At 50.1% G+C, this 25,268-nt stretch carries 22 protein-coding genes; 15 read left to right on the forward strand and 7 right to left on the reverse strand.

Features of this window, described 5'->3' with window-relative positions:
- Positions 1–41: 41 nt before the first annotated feature.
- A complete protein-coding gene (locus tag A7K98_RS09055; RefSeq protein ID WP_087488255.1) occupies positions 42–659 on the reverse strand; it encodes a trimeric intracellular cation channel family protein in 618 nt (205 codons plus the stop codon).
- Between the two features lie 358 nt (positions 660–1,017).
- On the opposite strand from A7K98_RS09055, the gene yddG reads away from it, so the two are divergent.
- The 9 genes from yddG (at position 1,018) to phoC (ending at position 9,902) form a co-directional block, all read left to right on the forward strand.
- Positions 1,018–1,923: an aromatic amino acid DMT transporter YddG gene (yddG, locus tag A7K98_RS09060; protein WP_087488256.1), complete on the forward strand. Its 906-nt coding sequence runs from the start codon at positions 1,018–1,020 to the stop codon at positions 1,921–1,923.
- A gap of 44 nt (positions 1,924–1,967) precedes the next feature.
- Positions 1,968–2,606: a glutathione S-transferase family protein gene (locus tag A7K98_RS09065; protein ID WP_087488257.1), complete on the forward strand. Its 639-nt coding sequence runs from the start codon at positions 1,968–1,970 to the stop codon at positions 2,604–2,606.
- 196 nt (positions 2,607–2,802) lie between these two features.
- Positions 2,803–3,702, forward strand: coding sequence for a Kdo hydroxylase family protein (locus A7K98_RS09070; protein WP_087488258.1), 900 nt, complete (start codon positions 2,803–2,805; stop codon positions 3,700–3,702).
- A 234-nt stretch (positions 3,703–3,936) separates the two neighbouring features.
- On the forward strand, positions 3,937–5,025 hold the full coding sequence (locus A7K98_RS09075) for an ABC transporter ATP-binding protein (RefSeq protein ID WP_087488259.1): 1,089 nt from the start codon (positions 3,937–3,939) through the stop codon (positions 5,023–5,025).
- Positions 5,026–5,062: 37 nt separating this feature from the next.
- Positions 5,063–6,331, forward strand: a complete 1,269-nt coding sequence (locus A7K98_RS09080) for an ABC transporter substrate-binding protein (RefSeq protein WP_087488260.1) — start codon at positions 5,063–5,065, stop codon at positions 6,329–6,331.
- Positions 6,328–7,251, forward strand: coding sequence for a carbohydrate ABC transporter permease (locus A7K98_RS09085; protein ID WP_087488261.1), 924 nt, complete (start codon positions 6,328–6,330; stop codon positions 7,249–7,251). Before A7K98_RS09080 ends, A7K98_RS09085 begins: the two co-directional genes overlap by 4 nt.
- On the forward strand, positions 7,239–8,081 hold the full coding sequence (locus A7K98_RS09090) for a carbohydrate ABC transporter permease (RefSeq protein WP_087488262.1): 843 nt from the start codon (positions 7,239–7,241) through the stop codon (positions 8,079–8,081). Before A7K98_RS09085 ends, A7K98_RS09090 begins: the two co-directional genes overlap by 13 nt.
- Positions 8,082–8,093: 12 nt before the next feature.
- Positions 8,094–9,008 carry a metallophosphoesterase gene (locus A7K98_RS09095; protein ID WP_087488263.1) on the forward strand — a complete coding sequence of 305 codons (915 nt, stop codon included), beginning with the start codon at positions 8,094–8,096 and terminating at the stop codon, positions 9,006–9,008.
- A 147-nt stretch (positions 9,009–9,155) separates the two neighbouring features.
- On the forward strand, positions 9,156–9,902 hold the full coding sequence (phoC, locus tag A7K98_RS09100; protein ID WP_087488264.1) for an acid phosphatase PhoC: 747 nt from the start codon (positions 9,156–9,158) through the stop codon (positions 9,900–9,902).
- A gap of 189 nt (positions 9,903–10,091) precedes the next feature.
- On the opposite strand, the gene pmrB is transcribed toward phoC, so the two are convergent.
- The 3 genes from pmrB to eptA are packed head-to-tail and all read right to left on the reverse strand — an operon-like array spanning position 10,092 to position 13,515.
- Entirely contained in the window at positions 10,092–11,195 is a 1,104-nt protein-coding gene (pmrB, locus tag A7K98_RS09105) for a two-component system sensor histidine kinase PmrB (RefSeq protein WP_087488265.1), read from the reverse strand.
- A 29-nt stretch (positions 11,196–11,224) separates the two neighbouring features.
- On the reverse strand, positions 11,225–11,881 hold the full coding sequence (gene pmrA / locus A7K98_RS09110) for a two-component system response regulator PmrA (protein WP_087488266.1): 657 nt from the start codon (positions 11,879–11,881) through the stop codon (positions 11,225–11,227).
- Positions 11,878–13,515 (reverse strand): phosphoethanolamine transferase EptA, encoded by a 1,638-nt coding sequence (gene eptA, locus A7K98_RS09115; RefSeq protein ID WP_087488267.1) that lies wholly within the window; start codon positions 13,513–13,515, stop codon positions 11,878–11,880. Before eptA ends, pmrA begins: the two co-directional genes overlap by 4 nt.
- 224 nt (positions 13,516–13,739) lie before the next feature.
- On the opposite strand from eptA, the gene A7K98_RS09120 reads away from it, so the two are divergent.
- Positions 13,740–14,255, forward strand: coding sequence for a very short patch repair endonuclease (locus A7K98_RS09120; protein ID WP_087488268.1), 516 nt, complete (start codon positions 13,740–13,742; stop codon positions 14,253–14,255).
- Here A7K98_RS09120 and A7K98_RS09125 read toward each other — a convergent pair whose 3' ends face one another.
- A complete protein-coding gene (locus A7K98_RS09125) occupies positions 14,256–15,731 on the reverse strand; it encodes a catalase (protein ID WP_087488269.1) in 1,476 nt (491 codons plus the stop codon). It lies immediately after the preceding gene.
- Positions 15,732–15,966: 235 nt separating this feature from the next.
- Here A7K98_RS09125 and A7K98_RS09130 point away from each other — a divergent pair, with 235 nt between their 5' ends.
- The 3 genes from A7K98_RS09130 to A7K98_RS09140 all read left to right on the forward strand — a co-directional run bounded on the left by A7K98_RS09130 (position 15,967) and on the right by A7K98_RS09140 (position 18,904).
- The gene (locus A7K98_RS09130; protein WP_087488270.1) at positions 15,967–17,199 is read left to right on the forward strand and encodes an MFS transporter; all 1,233 of its coding nucleotides are present in this window, start codon (positions 15,967–15,969) and stop codon (positions 17,197–17,199) included.
- A 103-nt stretch (positions 17,200–17,302) separates the two neighbouring features.
- Entirely contained in the window at positions 17,303–17,926 is a 624-nt protein-coding gene (locus tag A7K98_RS09135; RefSeq protein WP_087488271.1) for a flavin reductase family protein, read from the forward strand.
- 141 nt (positions 17,927–18,067) lie between these two features.
- Positions 18,068–18,904, forward strand: a complete 837-nt coding sequence (locus A7K98_RS09140) for an aldo/keto reductase (protein WP_087488272.1) — start codon at positions 18,068–18,070, stop codon at positions 18,902–18,904.
- Positions 18,905–19,022: 118 nt separating this feature from the next.
- Here the strand turns inward: A7K98_RS09140 and mqo are convergent, their stop codons facing one another.
- Positions 19,023–20,669 (reverse strand): malate dehydrogenase (quinone), encoded by a 1,647-nt coding sequence (mqo, locus tag A7K98_RS09145; protein WP_087488273.1) that lies wholly within the window; start codon positions 20,667–20,669, stop codon positions 19,023–19,025.
- A 372-nt stretch (positions 20,670–21,041) separates the two neighbouring features.
- Between mqo and A7K98_RS09150 the strand changes: the two genes are divergently transcribed.
- On the forward strand, positions 21,042–21,959 hold the full coding sequence (locus A7K98_RS09150) for a bestrophin family protein (protein ID WP_087488274.1): 918 nt from the start codon (positions 21,042–21,044) through the stop codon (positions 21,957–21,959).
- Between the two features lie 90 nt (positions 21,960–22,049).
- On the opposite strand, the gene A7K98_RS09155 is transcribed toward A7K98_RS09150, so the two are convergent.
- Complete coding sequence (locus A7K98_RS09155; RefSeq protein ID WP_087488275.1) at positions 22,050–23,264, reverse strand: MFS transporter; 1,215 nt, start codon at positions 23,262–23,264, stop codon at positions 22,050–22,052.
- Between the two features lie 684 nt (positions 23,265–23,948).
- Between A7K98_RS09155 and A7K98_RS09160 the strand changes: the two genes are divergently transcribed.
- Positions 23,949–25,253, forward strand: coding sequence for a carbohydrate porin (locus A7K98_RS09160; protein WP_087490437.1), 1,305 nt, complete (start codon positions 23,949–23,951; stop codon positions 25,251–25,253).
- Positions 25,254–25,268: the final 15 nt, after the last annotated feature.

Here is a 25,268-nt window from a genome sequence, read left to right on the forward strand (position 1 = left end):
TTAGCCGCTCCGGCACTAAAGGTTAAAGCCAGCCGCCCGGGCTAGAAATATTTATTGGCGATCGTCTTTAGCGTAATGTTGTACTTAAGCGACAGTAGTCTGATCAGAGTACAAACCACGATAGAGATCCAGATACTGTATTGCTCAGGGATAATTCCCGCAGACCCCAGCAGTTCGATTCCTGCCCCGATCAATGCAGCGCTGGCATAAATTTCTTTGGTGAAAATCACCGGAGTTTTTCCGACCAGCACATCACGCAAACAACCGCCGCCAACGGCACTAATACAGCCCATCAGAATTGAGAATTCGACATTTCCGGTATAAAGCCAGGCTTTATTGGCACCAAAGGCGGCAAAAAAGCCGAGACCCAGAGCATCAAAGAACATGGCCGGCTTTTCGAAGGAAAACACCAGTTTCTGGAAATAAGAGAGCAGGGTAATCGCCAGGATAACGCAGCCAAAATATTCAATATTAACCAGACCGGCCGGAGGGGTGGCACCCAGACAGAGATCACGGATACATCCGCCGCCAATAGCAGTGACAAATGACAGTGCGAAAACACCGAACAAATCAAAACGGTTTCTGACACCGACTGTTGCGCCACTCAGTGCAAACACAAAAGTACCAAACAGATCGATGAAATGTAAAAGTAAGCTCATAAGTTCTCAGTAAACAGGGCTGCGGATGAGTTGGCCGGGCTTACCGGCAGCACCGGCCTGCCAGCCAGCGCAGGCACAATAAAGGTTTCGGCCCGGCAGCGCAATCCTTTCAACACCGGCCTTATCCCTGCCTTAACTGGCTCTCAGAGGATTTTGCCGGGAGCCCCTGCAATGATTAACTTAGTGGTAACAAAACTACCATGAAAAGCGTGACAGCCGTTCAGGCGGCAGATACTCTGGTGCACCTGTGAAATTTACTTATTCTTTCTGCCCCCGCAGTCGCGCCGGTCTGTGCAGGCTGGCTATTGCTGATAGTCTTCCGGGTTATGGTAAGAGTTTTGAATGATGAGAATGATTAATGAGTTCTGCTAAAGCGACCCTGATTGGCTTAGCCGCCATTGTGCTGTGGAGTGCTAATGTCGGTTTAATAAAACATGTCAGTGAAGGTTTTGGTGCAGTGGGCGGTGCCGCTCTGATTTATACCTGTAGTTCTCTGGTTCTGCTCTTCACGGCGGGTTTTCCGAATCTGAAAGCTTTTCCACGCCGCTATTTACTGACAGGCCCAGTATTGTTCGTGAGCTATGAAGTCTGTTTGTCGCTGTCGCTGGGTTTTTCTCAGAATGCTCAACAGGCTATTGAAGTGGGTATGGTGAATTACCTGTGGCCTGCAATGACGGTGGTATTAGGTATTATCGTTAACCGGCAACGGGTTCACTGGATGATTATCCCGGGGATTGTGGTTTCACTGGCGGGCATTTTACTGGTGCTTTCGGGTGATAAACCGCTGTCATTACAACAAATCATCGCTAATATCAGTATCAACCCACTGAGTTATGGTCTGGCATTTGCCGGAGCGATTATCTGGGCTGTTTACTGTGCCGTGACGCAAAAACTTGCCAACGGTAATAACGGGATAACCTTCTTTTTTATTCTCACTGCCGTGACACTGTGGGTGAAATACCTGTTTACTCAGGATGCCGGTTTCAGTTTTTCTGTGCCTTCCACCATCAGTCTGGTTCTGGCGGCCCTGGCGATGGGGCTGGGTTACGGAGCATGGAATATTGGTATTTTGCGCGGTAATGCCAGCCTGCTGGCCACTGTTTCCTATTTTATTCCGGTACTTTCGTCATTACTGGCATCGATGATGCTGCGTTCAGCACTGACACTCTCTTTCTGGCAAGGTACTGCGATGGTTTGCCTGGGTTCACTGGTTTGCTGGCTGGCAACCAGAACTGCAGGCAAAAGAAGATCAGCCACTGCCTGAAAATAGCAGTGAATTATGTAATTTCTGGTTGTCCGGAGGCTGTAATGATTGAAATCTGGGGACGTAAAACCTCGTCCAATGTTCAGGCCGTCATGTGGGCGGTAGCTGAGTTAGAGCAGCACTACAAACGTTATGATATCGGCCACCGGTTTGGTGGTAATGATACTCCCGAATTTCTTGCCATGAATCCCAATGGCACCGTGCCGGTGATAAAAGTAAATGGCGGCGAACCGGTGTGGGAGAGCGGGGCAATTCTGCGCTATCTGGCCTCACTTTACGGTGATGGCAAATTCTGGCCGGAAAAACCGTCGCAACGTTGTATCGTTGATCAGTGGGCAGAATGGTCAAAAATTAATATTGCGCTGAATTTTACTGCGCCGGTTTTTTGGGTACTGGTGCGCACACCTGCGGAACAACGCAATATCCAGGCACTGACTGCCGGTGTTCAGAAACTGGTCCATTTTCTGAAAATTGCAGAACAGCAACTGAGTAAACATCAATATCTGGCCGGGCCAAATCTGACACTGGCAGATATTCAGTTCGGACACACACTGTACCGCTATTTCGATCTGGATTTTCAGCGCCCCGAACTTCCTGCGCTGGCCGCTTACTATCAACGTATGACCGAACGTCCGGCTTACCGTGCACATGTCATGGTAAGCTACGAAGAACTGCGTGCCTGAACCGCATCCGGCCGTCGTTCCGGCGGCCAAGCGCGGCTCTGTTTTTTCCTGAATTTCCCCTCTGACCTTAGCAAATAGCAAGTAAGCAGTTGTCTGCATTTCGCTCAAATGAGACTAACTCGCATTTTTGGCTTTCCATTCTGAATTAAACTCTATTACTCTTTGCTTCATAAGATTATTAAACAAGGAGTCAACAATGCTGAAAAATCAGCTGCGTTATGACGATGTTATCTTTACGTTGCCTCTCACTGACTGGGCAGGGGGAGATAACTTCAGCAGCCAGGCATTGTCAGCGCTGGAGCAAGGTTCGGTACTCAGCCTGCCTCAGCTCGGTTTTCCGCTGACCGACGAAGAACAGTTGCGATTAAGGGAAGAAACTGTTGAACCTGGACGTAAAAATATCAGTTACCGGGCACAAAGCGATCAACTGTTTGGTGTGGCAAATAAGGCCGATGAGCCGGTGATCCGTGGATTGTTGCAACGTCATTATCAGGCCTGCAACCAGCTGATCTCCAGCCTGCTCCCGGCCTATGTCCCTGTGTTGCATACCCCGATCAATACATTACGGGTGCATCCGGTAGCGGTCTGGAAAAAGGGCAGCTCATGGCGAAAAGATGACAGCCGTCTGCATGTGGATGCTTTCCCTTCACGCCCTATTCAGGGTCAGCGGATATTAAGGATCTTCACCAATATTAACCCTAATGGTGAGTCTCGTGTCTGGCGCGTCGGAGAGCCGTTTCCGTCACTGGCTAAACATTTCCTGCCACAGGTTGGGCGTTACCACGCACTGAGCAGCTGGGTTCAGCAAAAACTGGGTATCACTAAGAGTTACCGGACCCGTTATGATTATATTATGCTGGGTCTGCACGATGCTATGAAGGCAGATACGGATTACCAGAAATCCGGACTCCAGCTTGAAGTTCAGTTTCCGCCGGGCAGCAGTTGGATCTGCTTTTCAGACCAGACGCCTCATGCGGCAATGTCGGGGCAGTTTATGCTGGAGCAAACCTTTTTGTTACCTGCTAAAGATATGGTTAACCCACAGTATTCGCCATTGCGTACCCTCGAAGCGATGCTGGGCAAATCGTTAATCTGAATCCAAAGGGGCGGCGGTGTTTCGCCGACCCTTTGGCATAATAACTTACTGTTTTTTCACTGACTGTCCTGTTCTGCTGCTATCTTCTGGCGCGGTTTTTAGTCGTGACCACTATCCACTTCCTTGCTCTTTTCCGACATCATTTGTTTTGTCATAAAAATTACATATTTAGTTCACCTGTCTGACATCAGATACGCGTAGCCTGGCTGCGTATGTTTTTAGTCGGATATCTTTATGACTTATCTGGTATTACATCAGCTTCAAACCACCCGGGGACACAAAGTCATCCTCAATGATATGAACTTCCAGGTGGCTGAAGGCGAATTTATGGCAATCCTCGGCCCTTCAGGCTGCGGCAAAACCACCTTACTCCGAACTCTCGCAGGGCTGGAAACAGCTGATCACGGGCAGATTTACCTGCAACAGCAGGAAGTCGGCCACCTGCCTCCGTCGCAACGCAAGTTATCCATGGTGTTTCAGTCCTATGCACTGTTCCCGCATTTGAGCATACGCGAGAACCTGCTTTTCGGGCTGAGAGCACGACGGGAAGATAAACAGAGTTTTCAGCAACGGCTGAATGAGGTCGTTGAATTACTGGAGCTGGGCAACTATCTCGACCGTCGGCCCGGCGAGCTCTCAGGCGGCCAGCAGCAGCGGGTTGCCCTTGGCAGGGCGATTATTGCACGCCCTAAACTCTGTCTGATGGACGAACCACTGTCGAATCTGGATGCCCGGTTACGCCAGACAATGCGCCGTGAAATCCGTCAGCTACAACAAAAACTTGGTCTGACCATGTTATACGTCACCCATGACCAGACTGAAGCCATGAGTATGGCCGACCGCATTCTGCTGATGAATCAGGGTCGTACAGAACAACTGGGAACTCCCGCAGAACTCTACCTGCAACCGGCCTCTGAGTTTGTCGCCGGATTTATCGGAGCACCCCCGATGAACTTATTTCCTTTGTCGCTGGTTAACCCGCAACGTTGCTTCCCTCCGACTGTCGCCGATGCTGAATCAGTCACTCTGGGATTGCGGGCCGAATCACTGACGCTTACAGCGCCGACCGATGGCCGGTTAAAAGTCACCATTATCAGCCATGAGTTTATGGGCGCGGATACCCGGATACTCTGCCAGCCGCAGGGCAACCATGCGGTGCTTACGGTGAAAATGAACGGGCTTCGTCATTTCACCCCCGGAACCCTGGCCGGACTGGACTGGCCGGCGCAGGCAGAATACCGCTTCGATCGTTCCACCGGCTTGCGGATCCCGGGGCCAGTGAGCACAACGGATCACGGTCTTACTTTTCATGCGTTTTCTTAACTCAACTTTGTTCACTTTCTGACACTCTGAGGAATTTATGGCTCCATTACGTCTGTCGCTGATGGCGGCACTGTTTGCAACAAGCTGTGCCTGTGCGGCTGAACCCGTCACTCTGCAAATGTATTATCCGATAGCGGTAGGCGGAAAAATTACCGCCACTGTTGACGGTCTGGTGTCAGATTTTGAGAAAACTCATCCGGATATTGTGATTAAGCCAGTTTATACCGGAGACTATTCGACCACGGTCACTAAGGCTCTGACGGCCTTCCGTGGAGGAAATCCGCCTCAACTGGCGGTAATTGGTGATATTGAGGTCTATTCCCTGAAAGATGCCGGAGCGATTATTCCGGTTTCTGATCTGGCCAGCGATGCCGACGGTAAAAAATGGATTAATGGGTTTTATCCGGCATTTATCCGTCATATTGACGGAAAGGTCTGGAGTATCCCGTTCCAGCGTTCAACCGTGGTGTTGTACTGGAATAAAGATGCCTTTAAGCGTGCCGGACTAAACCCGGAAAAAGCGCCACAAACCTGGCAAGAGGTCGAAGATTTTGGCCGCAAGTTGGTGGTAAAGCAGGGCGATACTGTCAGCCAGTGGGGAATTGAACTGCCATCCACGCCGATAGGCTACTGGGTATTACAGGCAATAGCGGCAACCAATGGCGCGACGCTGGATAATAACAAAGGGACAGCGGTCACGTTCAACACCCCGCAAACCGTGGAAGCCCTTAACTGGATGCACGAACTGGCCAGTAAATACGCCGTTTCTCCTCCGGGGGCGATAAACTGGGGCACGACGCCGCAGGATTTCCTCGAAGGCAAAACTGCCATGATGGTAACCACAACAGGTAACCTCGGTACGGTACGCAACAGTGCTAAGTTCCCGTTTGGTGTGGCGATGTTGCCTGAAAAAACTCAACGTGGCAGTCCGACCGGCGGCGGCAACCTTTATCTGTTTAAAGGGGCAACTCCGGCACAACAGCAGGCAGCATTAAGCTTTATACGCTGGGTTTCAGCACCGGAACAGGCTGCGCGCTGGAGCATTGCCACCGGCTATGTGGCTACCTCACCTGCGGCATGGGAAACCACGCAAATGAAGGACTATGTTAAACAGTTCCCTCAGGCGCTGGTGGCCCGTGATCAGTTGAAATACTCACAACCCGAGTTATCAACCTATAACAGTGTCCAGATTCAGGATCTGTTAAATCGTGCCGTAGAAGCGGTGGTTACCGGTAGTAAAACTGCGCCGCAGGCACTGGAATCGGCCCAGAAACAGGCTGACCGGATTCTGAAGCGCTACCAATGACTCAGCTAACCTCCACACTGAGCTTTGCCAGGACAATACGGTCAGCGTCGGCCTTAAGAACCCAGCTGTATGGCTATCTGTTGTTAATGCCGGCACTGGTTTTTCTGCTGGCATTTACCCACTACCCGGCACTGGCAACACTGTGGGACAGCCTCAGAAGTGCACCGCATGGCACAACCCCCGGCAAGTTTGTCGGGGCAGCCAACTATCTGTCGATATTCAGTGATGATGTGTTCCGCCAGTCATTAATGAATAACCTGCAATACGCCCTGATTACCATCCCGGCCTCGGTAGTGCTGGCGTTGCTGATGGCGCTGGCGGTCAACCGGGGAATGAAAGGCAATGGCTGGATAAGAACCATATTTTTCATGCCTGCCTTGCTGCCGATGGTCGCTATTGCCAACCTGTGGTTGTTCTTCTACTCACCGCAAACTGGTTTATTAAACCAGATGATGGCCTGGCTGGGATTACCGGCACATAACTGGCTGGGTGATCCGGACAGCGCGTTGTACTGCCTGATGGCCGTCACTGTCTGGCGGGAAGCCGGATTTTTTATGATTTTCTACCTGGCCGGATTACAGCAGATAGATCCACGTCTGGCTGAAGTGGCACGGGTAGAAGGCGCTGGCAGGGGCTATTTCTTTCGACGGGTGCAGTGGCCACTGCTGATGCCCACCACTTTGTTTATTCTGATTAATGCCACGATGAATGCCTTCCGTATTGTTGATCAGGTGATAGCCATGACCAATGGTGGTCCGGATAACAGTACCAGTCTGTTGCTGTTTTATATCTATCAGACTGCCTTTAGTTTCTGGGACACCTCCTCAGCGGCAGCCATGACTATGGTATTGCTGGTGCTGCTTGGAACGGTTGCCATCCTCAAATTTCGTTTTATGGATAAACGCGCATGGTATCAATAGCCGTTTCCGGACGCAGTTCCCGTCGCCCCGGACTGAATCTGCTGGTCAGTCTGTTGATTTGGGGCGGCGCACTTTTCTGGGCTTTGCCGCTGTTAATCGCAGTGTGGGTTGCTTTTCATCCGGTCAGCGATCAGGCCAGCTTTCGGTTGTTCTCTCCGGTGACGTTACAAAACTTTGTCACGGCATGGCACAGCGCTCCTTTCGCACAGTACTTTATTAACACCACATTGCAGGTTCTGCTGATTGTCTCGGCACAGTTGGTGCTGGCGACTCTGGCAGCCTATGCACTGGTGAGGTTTCGCCTCAGGGGCGGGGGCTTTATCTTTGCGCTAATTCTGCTGCAACTGATGATAAGCCCCGACGTACTGATTCTGAATAACTACAAAACCATCAGTGCGCTGGGTCTCAGGGATACTCTCACCGGAATTGCTTTACCGTATTTTGCCTCGGCCTTTGCCATCTTTTTGCTGCGTCAGACCTTTAAAGGGATTCCTCTGGTGCTGGAAGAGGCTGCAATTATCGAAGGTGCCAGCCGGATGATGATTCTGTGGCGAGTCTATGTCCCGCTGGCCTTTCCGGTGTATGTCGCCTTTATCCTGGTATCAGTCAGCTTCCACTGGAATGATTTTCTGTGGCCGTTGGTGATTACCGATTCTGTTAACGTCAGACCGCTGACCGTGGGATTACAGCTGTTTTCGGCGCCGGAACAGGGTATTCAGTGGGCGCTGATCAGCGCCGGTACGCTGATGACTTCTGCGCCGTTACTGGTGATGTTTCTGCTGTTTCAGCGACAGTTTGTTCAGTCATTTATGCGGGCAGGGATCCGCTAACCGGAGTATTGCATGTGTGAGTTAAGTGCTGCCCAATGGCAGGTTCTGGCAGAGATTGCGCCGGTCTATCAGTTACCGGAGATCGGCGAAAAACAATCACAGCGTTTAAGGGTAGCTCTGCTGGCCGACCCGCAGTTTGCCGATATTAGCCCGGATTATGGCAAAGGATTATATTATCCTTCGGCACTGAAAAAACTTCCCACATTGTTTAGCCAGCTAAATGCTATGGATCTCGATCTGGTGGTGACACTGGGAGATATTATTGATCGCGAATGGCAGGATTATCAGCAGATATTACCGCTTTATGATCAGCTGAAACATCCGCATCTGTTTATTACCGGTAATCATGATGCGGCGGTGATCAGCCGCCAGCTGGAGCAACATTCCCCGGTATTACCGCTACCTAAACATTATTTTGCCCTGCAGACCCCAAATTATCGGTTACTGGCGCTGGATGGCAACGATATCAGTTTTTATGCCACCTCTGCCCAACCCGAAGATCGCCGCCAGGCAGAGCAGTTTTATGCAGCTCTCTCCATTGCCCGCGAACCGCAAGCGCAAACCTGGAATGGTGGCATCGGACAGCAGCAGTACCTGTGGCTTGAGCAGCAACTGAAGGAAGCACACCGCGAGCAACAGCAGGTGATAGTGATGGGACATTTTCCGTTGGCCCCGGCAGGTATCCATCGCCTGTGGAATGGTGAACAAATTGCTGAGTTATTGACCCGTCACCAGGTGGTCGCCAGTTTTCACGGCCACGATCATCGGGGTAGTCTTGAAACCCGGCATAAAACCCGGTTTGTCACATTGCGTGGCTTACTGGACGGAGCAAGTTGTGTTCCCTTTATGGTGGCTGATTTCAGTGAGCAGGGGATGACGCTGACTGAACACCAGATACTGATTACCCCCGACAGCGAAGAAAACTGATTAGTTATCGTTAACTTTGCAGATGAATTGTCTGCTTTCGGCAGGTTAAACGGTTGTTTTGAACTGTGATCGGTACATGAGAACGGAGTAAACGTGACATGGTAACGTTACCTTTCTCCGGGAATGTACCGATAACAGGACTTAACAATGACAAAAAAATCGACGGCGTTACTTATTTCAGCTTTGCTTTTTAGTGTGACAGCAGGTGCAGCAGTCAATCCTGCAGGGGATGATGCCACCACTAAACCCCATCTCTATTACCTTACCAACAGTCAGTCAATTGATAGTCTTGCTCTGTTGCCACCTCCGCCAGCTATCGGCAGTATTGCTTTTCTTAATGATCAGGCGATGTATGAGCAGGGCCGTTTACTGCGTAATACACCACGCGGGAAACTGGCTGCGGAAGATGCCAACTTAGACAGTGGCGGTATTGCGACGGCATTTTCGGGTGCTTTTGGTCGGGATATTACGGCTAAAGATACCCCGCAACTGCACAAACTACTCACCAATATGATTGAAGATGCCGGTGATCTGGCAACACGTTCAGCCAAACAGCATTACATGCGAATCCGTCCGTTTGCTTTTTATCAGGTTTCTACCTGTAACACCCGTCAGCAGGGGGAACTGTCCACCAACGGGTCATATCCGTCCGGACATACCTCTATAGGCTGGGCAACTGCTCTGGTGCTGGCAGAAATCAATCCACAGCGGCAGAATCAGATTCTGAAACGTGGTTATGAACTGGGTGAAAGTCGGGTGATTTGCGGTTATCACTGGCAGAGTGATGTGGATGCTGCAAGGATAGTGGCGTCGGCGATTGTGGCTGCTTTACATACTTCTCCGGCCTTTATGCAGCAACTGGCGAAAGCTAAGACGGAATTTGCGGCGCACTAATATGGCCGGCAAACTGAAGTTTTTTATTAGCTTAATATTTTCTTAATTTTTAACCGCGATACTCTCCTGACAAACCAGACAGGAGAGTACGATGAACAAAGCGATTGCTGTTTCTTTTTCTGAATTAAGTGCCACATTGTTTAGTCTGTGTGTGGTAGCCACTTTTCTGGCGGTCTGGTTTAGCAGTTACTAGTCGGATACTACCGCCGGGGCATGGAATCTGACGGTTGCCCGGCAGCCCTGTCGGTCAGTACGGTTGGCCAGATAAAAACTGGCATCATGTAACTGACAGATACGGGTGACAATACTCAATCCCAGTCCTATCCCGCCATAACGGCTGTCCATCCGGCTAAATGCTTTGCTCAGTTCGCCGGCTTTAGTTTCATCAATTCCCGGACCTTCATCTTCCACGGCCAGTTCAATCTGTGGGCTGCCATCTTCTGCTGTTACCCGTTGAACACTGACCTGCAACGTAGTATTTTCCGGGCTATACCGATAGGCATTTTCCACCAGGTTACGCACTATCAGCTGAATTAAGGTTGGATCACCTTTCACCGTATAATCGGCAGGCTGCTCAGGCAGAATCAGCTGCTGGTGCCGCAACTTAATCATCGTCAGCAAACTGTCACGCAGTGGCTGAGTTACTGCACTGACCAGCGGAACCTGTTGATAGCTGCCGGCATCGAAAGACTGGCCGATACGAGCCAGTTGCAGCAACTGAGAAACACTGCTGGTCATCTGATCCAGACGCAGTATCAATGCTGACATATCAATATGTTGCTGTTTAGCGATCAGTTCCAGGTGCAGGCGCAGACCCGCAAGCGGGGTGCGTAGCTCATGCGCCACATCGGCAGTAAATAACCTTTCACGTTCCAGGGTTGCGGTCATCCGCTCGACCATTTCATTAATCGAATGGATAACTGCATCGACTTCCAGAATGGCACTCTGGTATTCAATCGGTTGCAGGTTAAATTCGGTACGTTTTTCCAGATGCCAGCGCAGTTCGGTGAGTGGCCGGGTAATACGTTTCACTGCCTGCCAGCACAGCAATAAGGCAATAGAAATCATAATCAGGCTGGGCAGTGCCAGGCTGGCAACCGCTTCGTGGATCTCCTTTTCCACATGTGAGTGCTCGTTCTGATGTTGCAGCACGCCTTTCACCAGCAGGTCTATCTGCTCTTTACTCTCATGCCACAGCCACAGTACACATATGGCCTGACAAAACAGTAAAATGGAGCCGATGGTGATCAGCAGCCGGCGACGCAGAGTGGTGGGTTTACGGTTCTTTTTCAACGTTGCCGGAGCCTCAGTAGATGGTGCGCTTATTTAATCAATGCATAGCCGAAGCCGCGTACGGTACGGATACGGGTTTTGCCGATTTTATCGCGCAGATTATGAATATGCACTTCCAGCGTGTTGGTGGAAGGCTCATTGTCCCAGTTATAGATATCGTTATACAGAATTTCACGGTGTACCGGGCTGCCGGCTTTCATCATTAGCCGGGCCAGCAAAGCGTACTCTTTGGGCGTCAGTTCCAGTAATTCCCCTTCGCGAAATACCTGACGATGGGTGGTATCCAGTGACAGATCATCCACCGTCAGCAGGTTAATGCTTTGGTTATTGTGACGGCGAATAAGTGCCCGGATACGGGCATTCAGTTCTTCCAGAGCAAATGGCTTAATCAGATAATCATCTGCGCCACTGTCGAGTCCGATAATACGGTCACTGAGGGTATCTCTGGCCGTCAGAATAAGTACCGGCACGCTAACTTTCTGGCGGCGCAGTCTCAGTAACAAATGAATACCATCTTCATCCGGCAGCCCGAGATCAAGTATCACCAGACTGTACTGGGAAGCTTTCAGGCTCTGTTCCGCATCACGTGCATTTGTCACGCCGTCACAGGTGTATCCCTCATCGTGCATTGCGATGATCAATCCCTGCAACAACAAGGCATCATCTTCAACAATCAGTATTTTCATTGGCTGCTCCTGCATGGCTGTAATAAATCATCTGACGGGTGATATTGCGTAGTTTCGACACCAAACAAACCCAGTAGTGTGGAGAACAGATTATCCTGTGAATATTGCTGACTCTGGCTCATTTTTTCCATACAGGTCTGGCTGATATGATAGCGTTGTTGATAATCCGGTGATAACCATAACAACATCGGGACATGGGTCTGCTGGGAAGGAGCAATTGAATAGGGCATACCATGCAGCCATGCGCCATTTTCGCCGAGCGATTCACCATGGTCAGACAGATACACCAGACTGGTGGTGAATTTATCCTGATGTGATTTTAGGATATTAATCGCTTTATCAACAATATAGTCGACATAGAGAATAGTGTTGTCATAGGTATTAACCAGCTGCTCACGGGAACAGCTCTGAATCTGATTGGTCTGGCAATCAGGCAAGAATTTTCTGAACTGTGGCGGATAGCGGTTGTAATAGGTCGGTCCGTGGCTGCCGATGGTATGCAGCACAATCATCCCGTCACCCTGTAAATGGCTGATGTAGTCTTCAATCTGGTGGAACAGCACCTCGTCATAACATTCACCGTCAATACACTGGCCCGGCAAATTCAGAGCTGTCATATCCTGATGTGGCAGTCGGTCACAGGCGCCTTTACAGCCACCGTCATTATCGTTCCACAGTACCTGGACTCCGGCACGATGCAGGATATCCAGCACACCTTCCTGATGACTGGCCAGCTCATCGTCATAGTTTACCCGCGGCATATTCGAGAACATGCAGGGCACAGAGACGGCCGTCGAGGTGCCACAGGAAGAGGTATGCGGATAATAGATGACCTGATCCTGACTCAGCCGTGGATTGGTGTCGCGGTTATAGCCGGACAATGAGAAATCCTGTGCACGGGAGGTTTCCCCTAGCACCATAATGGTCAGATTGGGTTTACCCTGACGCATCAAAGGGTTCTGGTGCGCATCTTCACCAATATGCACCAGTGGCAGATGAGCCAGTCGCTGATGTTTGTACCAGGAAAGGGTCGCAACAATCGAATTTGAAGGGCTGAGAGTTTTCACCAGCTCCTTATTGTTGCGGAACAGCGAGGCATAATCTTTATAGAAAAAGGTCGCCACCAGCACAATACAGGCCACACTGAGGATAATGCTTACTACCCGTTTGCCGAGGCTGCGTAACAGCGATTTTTCCGGACGGAATTTTATCCACCAGGCGAGGATCACTGCAGGCACAATAGTTAACAGCAGAGTGATAAACATCTGCGGGGTTAACAACGCCATACTTTCTGATGCCGTGGTATCCTGCATATTCACGATCATTGAACGATCTAACACAATGGCGTAGTGAATAATAAAGTATTGTGCTGCTGCACTGACAATCACAAACAGGGAAGCCAGCAGGCGGCTTAACCAGAGAAAAGATGACAGGCTGAGCAGTATGTTAATAACACTGAAAGCCACCAGCGGCATAGACAGGAAAAACAGCCCGTGAGACAGCGAGTCAAACGGGACCAGTTTCCAGGCCTGCCGGTAATAGGCAATATTCAGACAGATGCTGATATAAGCAGCGAACAGCAGTAAAAAGCTTAAACGACTTAGTTGCGGTCGTTTGAACAGAGAATAGGACATCGATACACCTGACAGGATTATTTTCGCCGTATTGTGAAAGATGAAGATTAGGAAAACCTTAAGTAACTTAATATTACAGGCCGTTCTTAATCGCTAAGCTGTTGATTTATTATATTTCGGAACAGTTGCCGGGATTAAGAGGCTTAAGCTTTTAGCTGTTTCACATTTTAAGCCCCGTAACCCTGAGGCAGGGCGCCGTCAGATTGCAGACCCGGAGAGTATTCATGGCTGATGTTCACGACCCCGCGACCCGTAGCAAAAATATGCGCGCTATCCGCCCACAGGGCACCCGCATAGAGAAGCAACTATTGCAGGTGCTTCAGTCTTTAGGGGTAGCGGCCTGCCAGCAGGTTAAGGAATTACCGGGCCGTCCGGATTTTGTGATACCGGAGAGAAAAAAAATCATTTTTACTCATGGTTGTTTCTGGCACCGGCATCACTGTGGTTTGTATAAACCGCCGGCTACCCGCAGAGAGTTCTGGCTGGATAAAATTGGCCGAAATGTGGTTCGTGATCAGCAGAATCTTGCCAGATTGCAGGAGCAGGGCTGGACGGTGCTGATTATCTGGGAATGTGCCCTGAAGGGCAAAAACCGGCTGAGTGAAAGCCAACTGAGTGATCGGGTTGAAGAGTGGATTTGCGTTTCAGAGTTGTCGGCGGAAATTGGTGAGCAGGGGATTAGCCTGCTTAATCGTCAGACGATTCCTCCGGCCGATCAACAGCAACCGGAGGAACACTGACTATTTCTTGCCGGAAGCTCGTGCCGCCGTTACCCTGGCAGCAATCTGATCACCGGTGGTACGATCAATATTACGCCAGTAGTCAAAAGCCCGTGACAATACGGGTTCTTCGACGCCATTGAGCAAATGCCCGCTGACATTTTCGACCAGACGCTGACGGGCCGCTTCATCCATCACCTGATTAATCAATGTATTCGCCTGGCCTACATCATCATCTTCCGCATGCAGAGTGTAAGGCTGGCGGACCAAATCGCCACTGGTTTTCCAGGAAGAATCGGTAGGGTAATTCTGACCATCAGCCTGCGGGCCACCTTTGGAGTTAGGGGCATACACCGGATCGCTCACCGGGGTCATTCTCATGGCACCATCTTTACTGTAGCTGTGCACCGGAGACTGTGGGGCGTTTACCGGAATTTGCTTATAGTTTACCCCCAGTCTGGCGCGGTGGGCATCCGCATAGGCAAATACGCGACCCAGAAGCATTTTGTCCGGGCTAAGCCCGATGCCTGGTACCAGATTATTGGGTTCAAAAGCCGCCTGCTCAATCTGGGCATGGTTATCGGTCGGATTGCGGTCCAGGGTCAGCGTGCCAACTTTAATTAACGGGTAATCGGCGTGTGGCCAGACTTTTGTCAGGTCAAACGGGTTAAACCGGTAATTTTCGGCCTCTGCAAACGGCATGATCTGCATATATAAAGTCCATTGCGGAAACTCACCCTGTTTAATGGCATTGAACAGGTCACGGACATGAAAATCGCCGTCAGCCCCCGCCAACTGGTCGGCCTGCTGTTGAGTCAGAAAATCAACGCCCTGGCAGGTTTTAAAATGATACTTAACCCAGAATTTCTCACCAGCGGCATTTACCCACATATAGGTATGGCTGGAATAGCCGTTCATATGACGCCAGCTTTTAGGAATACCGCGGTCACCCATCAGCCAGGTTACCTGATGTGAAGACTCCGGAGATAATGTCCAGAAATCCCACTGCATTTCATTGTCGCGCAGGTTGTTGTCAGCCCGGCGTTTTTGAGAACGGATAAAATGCTGAAACTTCATCGGGTCGCGGATAAAGAAAACCGGAGTATTGTTGCCCACCAAATCGTAATTGCCTTCAGTGGTATAAAATTTCACGGCGAAACCACGCGGATCACGCCAGGTATCGGGGCTACCTCGCTCGCCGGCGACGGTCGAAAATCTCATCACTACATCTGTTTTAACGCCTGGCTGGAACAGCGCCGCACGGGTGTACTGGCTGACATCTTCGGTAACCTCAAACCGGCCAAAAGCACCACTGCCTTTGGCATGAGGCTGGCGTTCTGCAATGCGTTCACGGTTAAAGTTCGCCATCTGTTCAATCAGATAGTGATCATGTAATACCAGCGGGCCGTCAGGCCCTACGGACAGGGAATGTTCATCACTGGCTACCGGAATACCAGCGTCGGTTGTTGTTATTTTAGGTTTATTATCATTGCTCATGCTGCTTCTCCATACTTATTTCAGGTTTATCAGACACCGTCTAAGCATAGCTGAAATGTAGGGCTAGTCAGAAAATAGTGTAAAAAAGCACCGTGGCAGGTTTAGGAAAAGGGTACGGGCGCCGATTTGTGCGGTTGTGGAAATAATTATGACTATCTGTTCTTTAGTTTGAGGGAACGGATGCGTTATTCTTGCCTGCTAATTATAACCCTGCATATTAATCTGGAGTTTTGCTATGGACTCTTCCTCCGGAGAGCCTTCGTCACGTATTTTCCATCATCCGGGTTTCCGCGCTTATGTAGTGGCACAAACCTGTTCGACACTTAGTTTTCAGATTATTTCTCTCGCTGTCAGCTGGGAACTGTATGCCATGACCCACAGCGCTTTTATGCTGGGGATGATTGGGCTGATGCAGTTTGTACCTTCAGTGTTACTGGCGCTTCCCGCAGGCCATCTGGCCGATCAGTATAACCGTAAGACATTGATTATCGGTGGGCAGACGGTCGAGTTATTGTCGGTCGCAGGGCTGGCATTACTGCCGTTTTTGGCAGCCAACAGTACAACACTCTTGCTGGCACTGGTATTTCTGTTCTCACTGGCTCGCGCGTTTGAGAGCCCGTCCATGACGTCACTGCTGCCCGCGCTGTTGCCCGCCGGGTTATTACCGAAGGGAATGGCTACCACTCAGGTCTGCCGCCAGGCGATGGTGATTGCCGGCCCTATGGCGGGTGGCATACTGTTTGTGGTTTCGCCGCTGGCGGCCTATGGTACAGCGGCAGTCGCTTACGTGATTTCTTTACTGTTTATCCGTGGGCTGCGTTATGAACGTGAAGCGGTGAAACCTCTGCCGATGAATTTCACTAATCTGTTTGCCGGTCTGGATTTCATTTTTAAACGTAAAGATGTGCTTGGGGTGATTTCTCTGGATCTGTTTGCTGTATTGCTGGGCGGGGTGACGGCACTGTTACCGGTATTTGCCCACGATGTACTGCATACCGGAGCCTGGGGGCTGGGTGCTTTACGGGCCGCTCCTTCTGTCGGGGCATTGCTCACCGGCATCTGGATTAGCCGCAACAGTTTTCACAAACATACCGGGATGATTATGTTCGGCTGTGTTGCTGGCTTTGGCCTGGCAACCCTGGTCTTCGCTTTATCTCATAATGTGGTGCTATCACTGCTGGCGCTGGTGGCGTTAGGCGGGTTTGACATGGTCAGCATGGTGATTCGTGGAGCAATGGTCCAGCTGGATACTCCTGATGAAATGCGGGGCAGGGTCAATGCGGTCAACTCTATCTTTATTAATACCTCTAATCAGCTTGGTGAGTTTGAGACCGGATTAATGGCAAGTGCCATTGGTGCCGTCCCGGCATCGGTACTGGGAGGAATCGGGACTATTGTCGTGGTTGGTTTATGGATGGTGATGTTTCCTCAACTCCGCCGTCGGCAAAAGCTGGCAGAAAATCACTGATCCTGACCTCCGCATTTACGGTTCATAAAGCGGCAAGATTCGTCTCGCCGCTTTTTGATCAATATTTTACACTGCTTCCTTATTTCTGAATAAGGAGCGGCGGATGTCCACTGATCATTATACCTATCAGCCCCGTCAGGGCCACGGGCTACCACACGACCCATTGAATGCGATTATTGGCCCCCGGCCCATTGGCTGGATAAGTTCACATGACGGGGAGGGTAACCATAATCTTGCACCCTACAGTTTTTTTAACTGTTTTAATTACACCCCCCCGCTGATTGGCTTCTCCAGCACTGGCTGGAAAGACAGTATCGCCAATATTGATAAGACCGGCGAATTTGTCTGGAATCTGGCCACCAGGCCACTGGCCGAATCAATGAATGCCAGTTCAGCTCCTTTGCCGGCGGATCAGGATGAATTCCGTTTCGCAGGACTGACCACACTGCCTTCGCAACAGGTATCCGCATTACGGGTGGCGGAAAGCCCTGTGCATTTTGAATGCCGGTTAACCCAGTGTCTGCGTCTGCAGGACGCGGATGGCAATGCGTTGCAAACCTGGCTGGTGCTGGGTGAAGTCGTGCGGGTGCATATTGACAAGCATCTGCTGGAAGAAGGTATTTACCAGACCAGTCGCGCCCAGCCAATCCTTCGAGCAGGCGGACCATCGGCTTATTACGGCATTAGTGAAGAACAGCGTTTCGACCTGTTCCGGCCAACCCTGTAACCGGACTATCGCCGGGTCAGTGGCAGCGAAGGTTATGCCTGCCGGATGCCGTGACTGGCAATTCAGCCCACCAGGCACTATACATGATCATTCAGACGTTCACTCAATTGCTGGTTAAACAACCAGCCCCGGAGAAAAACGATGAAGAGCCTGAAAATTGATGGTCAAACCCTGCCGGCAATCGGTATGGGTAGCTGGCGTTTGGGACAAGGACGATATCCGGCAGCAGAGGAATCCGCAGCACTCAATTACGGTCTGTCACATGGACTAAAGGTCATTGATACCGCAGAAATGTATGGCGACGGTGACTCAGAAATCCTGATAGGTAATACGCTGAAAAATCAGCGTGAAAAAGCGTTTCTGGTTTCCAAAGTTTATCCCTGGAATGCTTCGCGATCTGGAATGCAGGCGGCCTGTGAACAGAGCCTGAAACGATTGCAGACCGATTACCTCGATCTCTATCTGCTGCACTGGGCTTCGGAATATCCGCTGGAAGAAATCGTCGACAGATTTCAGCAACTGCAACAGCAGGGTAAAATCAAAGGCTGGGGCGTTTCCAATTTTGATACCCGGGCAATGAAACAGCTCTGGCAGACTCCGGGGGGGCAGCAGTGTCAGGTCAATCAGATTTTCTACAATCCGCAGGCGCGTGGCACTGAGTTCTCTTTGTTACCCTGGTGTGCTGAACATCAGGTAGCCGTTATGGCGTATTCCCCTTTGGGAGGGCATGGCGGAGAGTTACTGAATCATCCTTTAGTCTGTCAGCTGGCGGATAAGTATCAGTGCAGCCGTGCCGCCATCGTGCTGAGCTGGGTTATCCGTGAGGGTAACGTGCTGGCCATTCCTGAATCGGGCTCGGCTACTCATATCGCGGCAAATCTGCAGGCGCTGAATATTGAGCTCAGTGATGCGGATTTTCAGGAGATAGACAGGCACTTCCCGCCTCCGGGGCGTGAACAGCCGTTAGAAATACGTTAGCTGGCTGTTGATACCGGCTAAGCAGGCTGAAAGGCAGAATTTTAAGCGGATAATTTGCCAGAAAACAGCTCCCCGTGATCGTGGGGAGCTGTAGCTAACGCTTTGTATGGACTCTGATTTACAGCGCCATATCCTGTTGAGGACTCGGCTGGCGAGCCGGAGCGGTTTCTGTGGCGGTGGTTTCAGCGCCTGGCATCACAATAACAGGTGGTTTAGTCAGTTGCAGGGCCTGTGCAGTGTTGTCCCAGACCTGCTGCGTGAGCTGGACATTACCATTCAGTTTTTGTCCGTAAGTCGGAACGATGTCGCGTATTTTTTGTTGCCACTCTGGTGTTTTTACCTGTGCAGGGAACAGTTGTTCAATCACATTCAGTGTGATCGGTGCTGCAGTAGATGCTCCTGGTGATGCTCCCAGCAATGCAGCGATAGTTTTTTGCTGGTCGGTGACCACTTCGGTACCCAGTTTCAGAACACCGCCTTTCTGCGGATCTTTTTTGACGATCTGCACACGTTGTCCGGCCTGCCACAGATGCCAGTCAGCCTGTCTGGCTTGCGGATAGTACTCTTTTAATGCTGCAAAACGATCGTCATCAGACAGCATCACCTGGCCTATCAGATACTTCACCAGGTCAAAGTTATCGATACCGACATGAGCCATTGGCAGGAAGTTATGAGTGGTAGTGGCACTCAGCAGATCAAACAATGAGCCATTTTTCAGGTATTTGGTTGAGAAGGTCGCGAAAGGGCCAAACAGCACCACTTTTTTCCCGTCAAGATTACGAATATCGATATGTGGAACTGACATTGGTGGTGCGCCAACCGACGCCTGGCCATACACTTTCACGGCATGACGTTCGGTAACCTCCGGGTTTTCTGTGACCAGGAAAGAACCGCCCACCGGGAAACCACCATAATTTTCGGCTTCCGGAATACCGGTTTCCTGTAACAGCTTCAGTGCAGCACCACCGGCCCCGATGAATACATAACGGGCATCAATTTCATGGCTGGTATGATTTTTCAAATCATTCACAGTGACATGCCAGCTGTTATCCGGATTACGACTAAATGCAGTCACTTCGGTGGACAGTTCCAGGCGGAATCCCGGACGGGTTTTCAGCGAGGAAACCAGCTGGCGGGTAATTTCACCATAGTTCACATCTGTACCCAGTGGCGTCCATGTGGCTGCGACTTTCTGCGCCGGGTCACGGCCTTCAATAACCAGTGGAGCCCACTGTTTGATCTGATTCTGGTCGGTGGAAAACTTCATGCCCTGGAACAGAGTGCTGGTCTGCAAAGCCTGATAACGTTTAGTCAGGTACTCCACATTAGCATCACCCCAGACAAAACTCATATGTGGTGCTGAATTGATAAAAGAGTGGGGGTTGTTAAGCGCTCCCTGTCTGACCAGCGAAGACCAGAACTGGCGTGAAACCATAAACGATTCATTAATCTCCAGCGCTTTGCTGATATCAATCGAACCATCGGCACGCTGCGGCGTATAGTTAAGCTCCATATTCGCCGAGTGACCGGTACCGGCATTATTCCAGCCATTCGATGATTCTTCGGCAACACCGTCCAGCCTTTCCACCATGATCTGTTTCCAGTCTGGCTGGAGTTCGTTCAGCCATGTGCCCAGGGAGGCACTCATAATTCCGCCGCCAATCAGTAACACATCGGTTTTTTCGCTGGTAGCGCTGACGCTCTGGCTAACGGTGGTCAGGGCGAGCAGGGAGAGGCTAAAAGCCATTTTTTTTGAAAAAGTCATATTACGCCTGGTCATTGTGAAAAACTGGGCAGAAGTGTAACGGTAATTATGTCTATATGTGAATTAGTTTATCTGTTTATTTTAATTGATATCTGTATGTAAATTAATCTATTTTTGTTATGTTGTTGATTTTAAGTGATTATATTGAATTTCGGTATCCGGTGGCGTGGATGTGTCTTATAACACCTCCGGGGGGGGCCGGATAAATGTTACAGATATTCTGATGGAATTTTCAACATCATCCCCTGAATGTGAACAGAGAATTGAGTGCTGTCCGGAGAAATTTTACTCTGTTCAGGCAGCTTGCCGGTGCTGCGTCACATCAGATTTATTGTATAATCCTTTAAATTCAATGCCTGAAATTAAGTAATTATGATTATCCGTAAACCTCAGCACTGGTTTCTTCGCCTGTTTGACTGGCATGGTTCTGTTCTGCCAAAAATTTCTTTTCAACTGACGCTCAATATTATGATGTCAGTGATCGCACTGTTTAGCCTGCCGTGGTATGAAACCCTGAATGTCAGGCTAACCACGGCTCCTTTCAGCCTGCTCGGAGTATCTATCGCGGTGTTTCTTGGCTTCAGAAATAACGCCAGCTATTCGCGTTTTCTTGAGGCTCGCTTGTTATGGGGAACGTTGCTGATTCATAACCGGATATTACTTCGACAGTTGCATTCAGTATTGCCGAAAAACTCTCCGGAATTTATTAAGTTTGCTAAATTACTGACCGCGTTTGCCTATGCCTTAAAACATCAGCTCAGGAAAACCGGATCGGATGAGGATTTGTTACGCTTGCTCCCCGAAGAATATCACCAGCAGGTCATGGAAAGCCCGTTTCGCGCCAATCGCATATTGCTGGTTACCGGAATGTTTCTGGGTGAATTACGTCGCCAGGGCGCTATCTCTGATATTATTTTTATCGAAATGGATCAGGCCTTTCGACAGCTGGAAATCATTCTGGGTGCCTGCGAACGGTTGGCAAACACCCCTATACCGTTTGCTTACACCCTGATTCTCCACCGGACGGTGTATCTGTTTTGTTCCCTGTTGCCGTTTGCTCTGATTACCGAATTACACTATCTGACCATCCTGGTATCGGTATTTATTTCTTATACTTTCCTGTCGCTGGAAGCGTTAGCAGAAGAGCTTGAACATCCGTTTGGCACCGAATCTAATCAACTGCCACTGGATGCGATGTGTATTGTCATTGAACGGCATATGCTGGAGATGAATGATCAGTCACCGCTGCCAGAGATGTGGATGCCGGACAGTAAATTTAATCTGACCTGATGGCAGGAAAACGGGTGGAGCGATGGCGCCCGGAGAGCCGCAGCAGGATCAGTGACTGGCGGCCAGCAGGTCGCCAGGACTGGAAGGGAGTTACTCCGAAGCAATCAGTTTTCCGGCCTGTTTAGCTGAGCGGAATGTAATGCTCAGATAAATCAGGTTTATCAGGATAACTACCGCCGAAGCGAGAAACACCCAGCGCATTCCCAGGGCTGCCGAAGTGACCGAACCTAACAGCGGACCGGTCACATTGCCCAGATTCATAAACGACTGGTTGTAACCAAAAACCCGCCCGGACACTTCCCGTGAAGAGTAGGTCAGCAACAGCGACTGAATGGCCGGGAACATGGCTCCGTCAGCAAATCCCAGTAAAAAGCGCAATATCGAGAACTGCGGTATGCTGTTAACCAGTGACATCAACGTCAGTAAAATGATGAACATCACAAAGGCTACCGAAATAATACGCTTCGGTCCTATTCTGTCGCTCATTCGCCCCCAGATGGGTGCTGATATCAGGGCTGACATGCCAGGTAATGCAGCAATAAAACCACTGATAAAGGCGATGTTATTACTGTCCGGTGACAGATGCTGGACATATAAATAGAGAATAGGATTGACTGAGCCGTTACATAACTGCACCACCAGGGTACAGAACAGCAGGCACAGGATGATTCTTGCTGAGGGAACTGTTTTCCACACTGAAACCGGCTTACTGCGTTGTACATTTTGCGGAACGACGCGAGGTTCTTCTTTAATAAACGCGATGGTAACCAGCGTTGCCAGTACCAACAGTGAGGTCGTCACGTGAAAAACGGGGCGTAAACCGACGTGGTCAGCCAGATAGCCACCGAGTAGTGGGCCGCCAAGAAACCCACTGATCTGGGCTGTAGATAAAATGCTGAGTGCCCAGCCACTTTTTCCTTTCGGAACCTGGGTGGCGATAAGCGCCATCGCATTAGGAATATAGCCTGAAGCCAGGCCCATTAACCCTCGCAGCATAAACAGCTGCCAGGCATGGGTGACCATCCCCTGGAAAAAAATCGCAATTGCCATTCCGACAGCAGCCCGGATAAGCATCAGTTTTCGGCCTTTACTGTCAGCCAGACGTCCCCACATCGGAGAAACTATGGCAGAGACCAGGAAAGTAATACTGAACGTCATCCCGGACCAGAGAGTTAAACTGGCGGTGTCGTAACTCCCTAATTGTGAAATATAGAGCGGAAGGAACGGTAGAATCTGGCTAGTGCCTAAACCTGTAATAAAACATCCCAGCCAGAGGGAAAACAGGTTCTTTTTCCAGGAAATCATAAGCAACAAAAGGGTCTGTTCAGCTGTCGGAGGAAAAAGTATACGTCAGCTCCGCAATAATTGGCAGAGTGAACCCGGATTAACCCCTTGAAAATCAGTGGCCGGCAGCAAAATAAGCATTTTTTAGCTTTCCTCCCGCATTACCAGCCCTCTTTCCACGACGACGGATAACTGAAGTCCCGCCGGACAGCTGCAATTCAAAAACGATATTGTGCTGTGATTTGCTCCGCTGCTGCCTCCAACACCGGAGGGGTTAACACTCAGTGATGCCATCACTACTCAGAATTAGCATCTCAGTTTTTTATTAATCCGAAATACTCCTATTTAATTCCCTGGGGGATATGACGTTCGTCACAATAATAATTTTCGCCATGCAAATCAGGTTTTCAGCAGTCTGTCGGATGGTAAAGTGGTAAGGCAGTTTTCGCAGAGATATTCCGTATTATCAGCATGATACCAGTGAGTTATATTAGTTTTTATTGATAATTATTTTTCGAGGTAATTAGTCGTCGCCATTCATATTATTTTACTGGCTGGCGGGTTTTTGATAACTGATGTCACTAATAAGCTGTTGCTGATTTATTCATTCCGCAGACGCGGAGTTATGGACCAGGTTAATTTCAGGATGAGATGATGAATATATCAAATAAGCAAAGATATCTCCGGCCATTATCAGCCGCAATTATGCTATGTATGTTTTCTTCACCGGGGCATGCCGGACAATGGGACGGGACAGCTCTGGGTTTTGAAGCTCCTCAGCAGGGACTGCTGGGCAATATGTTTGGACTTCGCAGCGACTTAACCGATGCGGGTTTTAATTTTAATCTTGGCTATCTCAGCCAGGCAGCGACCAATATCGGCGGAGGGTACAACCATAAGCAGAAACTGGCCTATATTGACCAGTTAGCTCTGACCTTTAGTCAGGATCTGCAACAGCTTACGGGGATTCCCGATGCAAAGATTGAAGGTAATATCGTCAACCGTAACCATAACAGTAATCTGACGGTTGATCGGTTGCAAAACCCGGGATTACCTATCAACGATCTGGCGCAGGAAAGCTGGGGAGGGCAATCGATAACCCGGCTGGGCTGGCTGACCTTCTCGCGTAGCTTCTTCGATCAACAGCTGTTCTGGCGGGTCGGGATGATGAACAAAGTTCAGACCTTTGACCAGTCGATTCCCTGTGATTTTCAGGTACTGACTCAGTGTGGCGGAAAATCAGCTAATGCCATGCTATGGAATAACTGGAATGTGCACAGCTGGGGAACCACTCTGGCCTGGCGTGTCACCCCGCAACTGACACTTAAAGGCGGGGTGATGGAACAGAATCCGCAGGTCGCTGACCGTAACCATGCGTGGAGCTGGTCTACCCGTGGCAGTCGTGGTGCACTGTTTCCGCTGGAAGCTGAACTCAAGACCACGCTTAATCAGTTGCCAGGTGTTTATAACATCGGTGTTCTGCTGACCAATGCCAGCCAGCAGCATTTGTCACGGGGAAATTCACAAATCGATGGCAGTACAGACCCGGCAGGCTATCGTCGGTACTCCTCCACCGGATTTATCTGGGCTTCAGCGAATCAGCAGGTGACCCGGCATAAGGACGACGCACAACGAGGAATGAGTCTTTCGTGGAGCGGCAGTCTTTCTGATCACCGCAGCAATCGTGTACAGATCAGTACTTCCCTGTCAATGCGTTACCGTGGGATGTTAGACGCTCGTCCGGAGGACTGGTTAGGGTTAGGTGTCGGTTATATTAAAATGAGCCGTTATGCCAATGAACAACTGCAATATGCCGCACCACAAGGTGGAATGCCGGGGCAGCAAATTGCCGATCTCAGCCACTCGGTGAATGCTGAAATCTATTACCGGATTCGGGCTGCATCCTGGCTGGAACTGCAACCGGATCTGCAATACTGGCATAACCCAGCCGGTGATCGAAATACTTCAGATGGCTGGGTTGCGGGTTTTAAAACCGTGGTGACATTCTGAACAAACACCGCCCGT

It is taken from the genome of Tatumella citrea, from assembly GCF_002163585.1.
Taxonomy (GTDB): Bacteria; Pseudomonadota; Gammaproteobacteria; order Enterobacterales; family Enterobacteriaceae; genus Tatumella; species Tatumella citrea.

What these genes read in the sequence shown, in the direction of transcription:
- A7K98_RS09075 (WP_087488259.1), top strand. Translation starts at nt 3,937, where the DNA reads ATGACTTATCTGGTATTACATCAGCTTCAAACCACCCGGGGACACAAA.
- A7K98_RS09120 (WP_087488268.1), top strand. Translation starts at nt 13,740, where the DNA reads ATGGCTGATGTTCACGACCCCGCGACCCGTAGCAAAAATATGCGCGCT.
- A7K98_RS09055 (WP_087488255.1), bottom strand. Translation starts at nt 659, where the DNA reads ATGAGCTTACTTTTACATTTCATCGATCTGTTTGGTACTTTTGTGTTT.
- A7K98_RS09135 (WP_087488271.1), top strand. Translation starts at nt 17,303, where the DNA reads ATGTCCACTGATCATTATACCTATCAGCCCCGTCAGGGCCACGGGCTA.
- A7K98_RS09130 (WP_087488270.1), top strand. Translation starts at nt 15,967, where the DNA reads ATGGACTCTTCCTCCGGAGAGCCTTCGTCACGTATTTTCCATCATCCG.
- A7K98_RS09085 (WP_087488261.1), top strand. Translation starts at nt 6,328, where the DNA reads ATGACTCAGCTAACCTCCACACTGAGCTTTGCCAGGACAATACGGTCA.
- eptA (WP_087488267.1), bottom strand. Translation starts at nt 13,515, where the DNA reads ATGTCCTATTCTCTGTTCAAACGACCGCAACTAAGTCGTTTAAGCTTT.
- phoC (WP_087488264.1), top strand. Translation starts at nt 9,156, where the DNA reads ATGACAAAAAAATCGACGGCGTTACTTATTTCAGCTTTGCTTTTTAGT.
- A7K98_RS09090 (WP_087488262.1), top strand. Translation starts at nt 7,239, where the DNA reads ATGGTATCAATAGCCGTTTCCGGACGCAGTTCCCGTCGCCCCGGACTG.
- A7K98_RS09070 (WP_087488258.1), top strand. Translation starts at nt 2,803, where the DNA reads ATGCTGAAAAATCAGCTGCGTTATGACGATGTTATCTTTACGTTGCCT.
- A7K98_RS09160 (WP_087490437.1), top strand. Translation starts at nt 23,949, where the DNA reads ATGCTATGTATGTTTTCTTCACCGGGGCATGCCGGACAATGGGACGGG.
- A7K98_RS09125 (WP_087488269.1), bottom strand. Translation starts at nt 15,731, where the DNA reads ATGAGCAATGATAATAAACCTAAAATAACAACAACCGACGCTGGTATT.
- A7K98_RS09080 (WP_087488260.1), top strand. Translation starts at nt 5,063, where the DNA reads ATGGCTCCATTACGTCTGTCGCTGATGGCGGCACTGTTTGCAACAAGC.
- A7K98_RS09065 (WP_087488257.1), top strand. Translation starts at nt 1,968, where the DNA reads ATGATTGAAATCTGGGGACGTAAAACCTCGTCCAATGTTCAGGCCGTC.
- A7K98_RS09095 (WP_087488263.1), top strand. Translation starts at nt 8,094, where the DNA reads ATGTGTGAGTTAAGTGCTGCCCAATGGCAGGTTCTGGCAGAGATTGCG.
- pmrA (WP_087488266.1), bottom strand. Translation starts at nt 11,881, where the DNA reads ATGAAAATACTGATTGTTGAAGATGATGCCTTGTTGTTGCAGGGATTG.
- A7K98_RS09140 (WP_087488272.1), top strand. Translation starts at nt 18,068, where the DNA reads ATGAAGAGCCTGAAAATTGATGGTCAAACCCTGCCGGCAATCGGTATG.
- A7K98_RS09155 (WP_087488275.1), bottom strand. Translation starts at nt 23,264, where the DNA reads ATGATTTCCTGGAAAAAGAACCTGTTTTCCCTCTGGCTGGGATGTTTT.
- A7K98_RS09150 (WP_087488274.1), top strand. Translation starts at nt 21,042, where the DNA reads ATGATTATCCGTAAACCTCAGCACTGGTTTCTTCGCCTGTTTGACTGG.
- mqo (WP_087488273.1), bottom strand. Translation starts at nt 20,669, where the DNA reads ATGACTTTTTCAAAAAAAATGGCTTTTAGCCTCTCCCTGCTCGCCCTG.
- yddG (WP_087488256.1), top strand. Translation starts at nt 1,018, where the DNA reads ATGAGTTCTGCTAAAGCGACCCTGATTGGCTTAGCCGCCATTGTGCTG.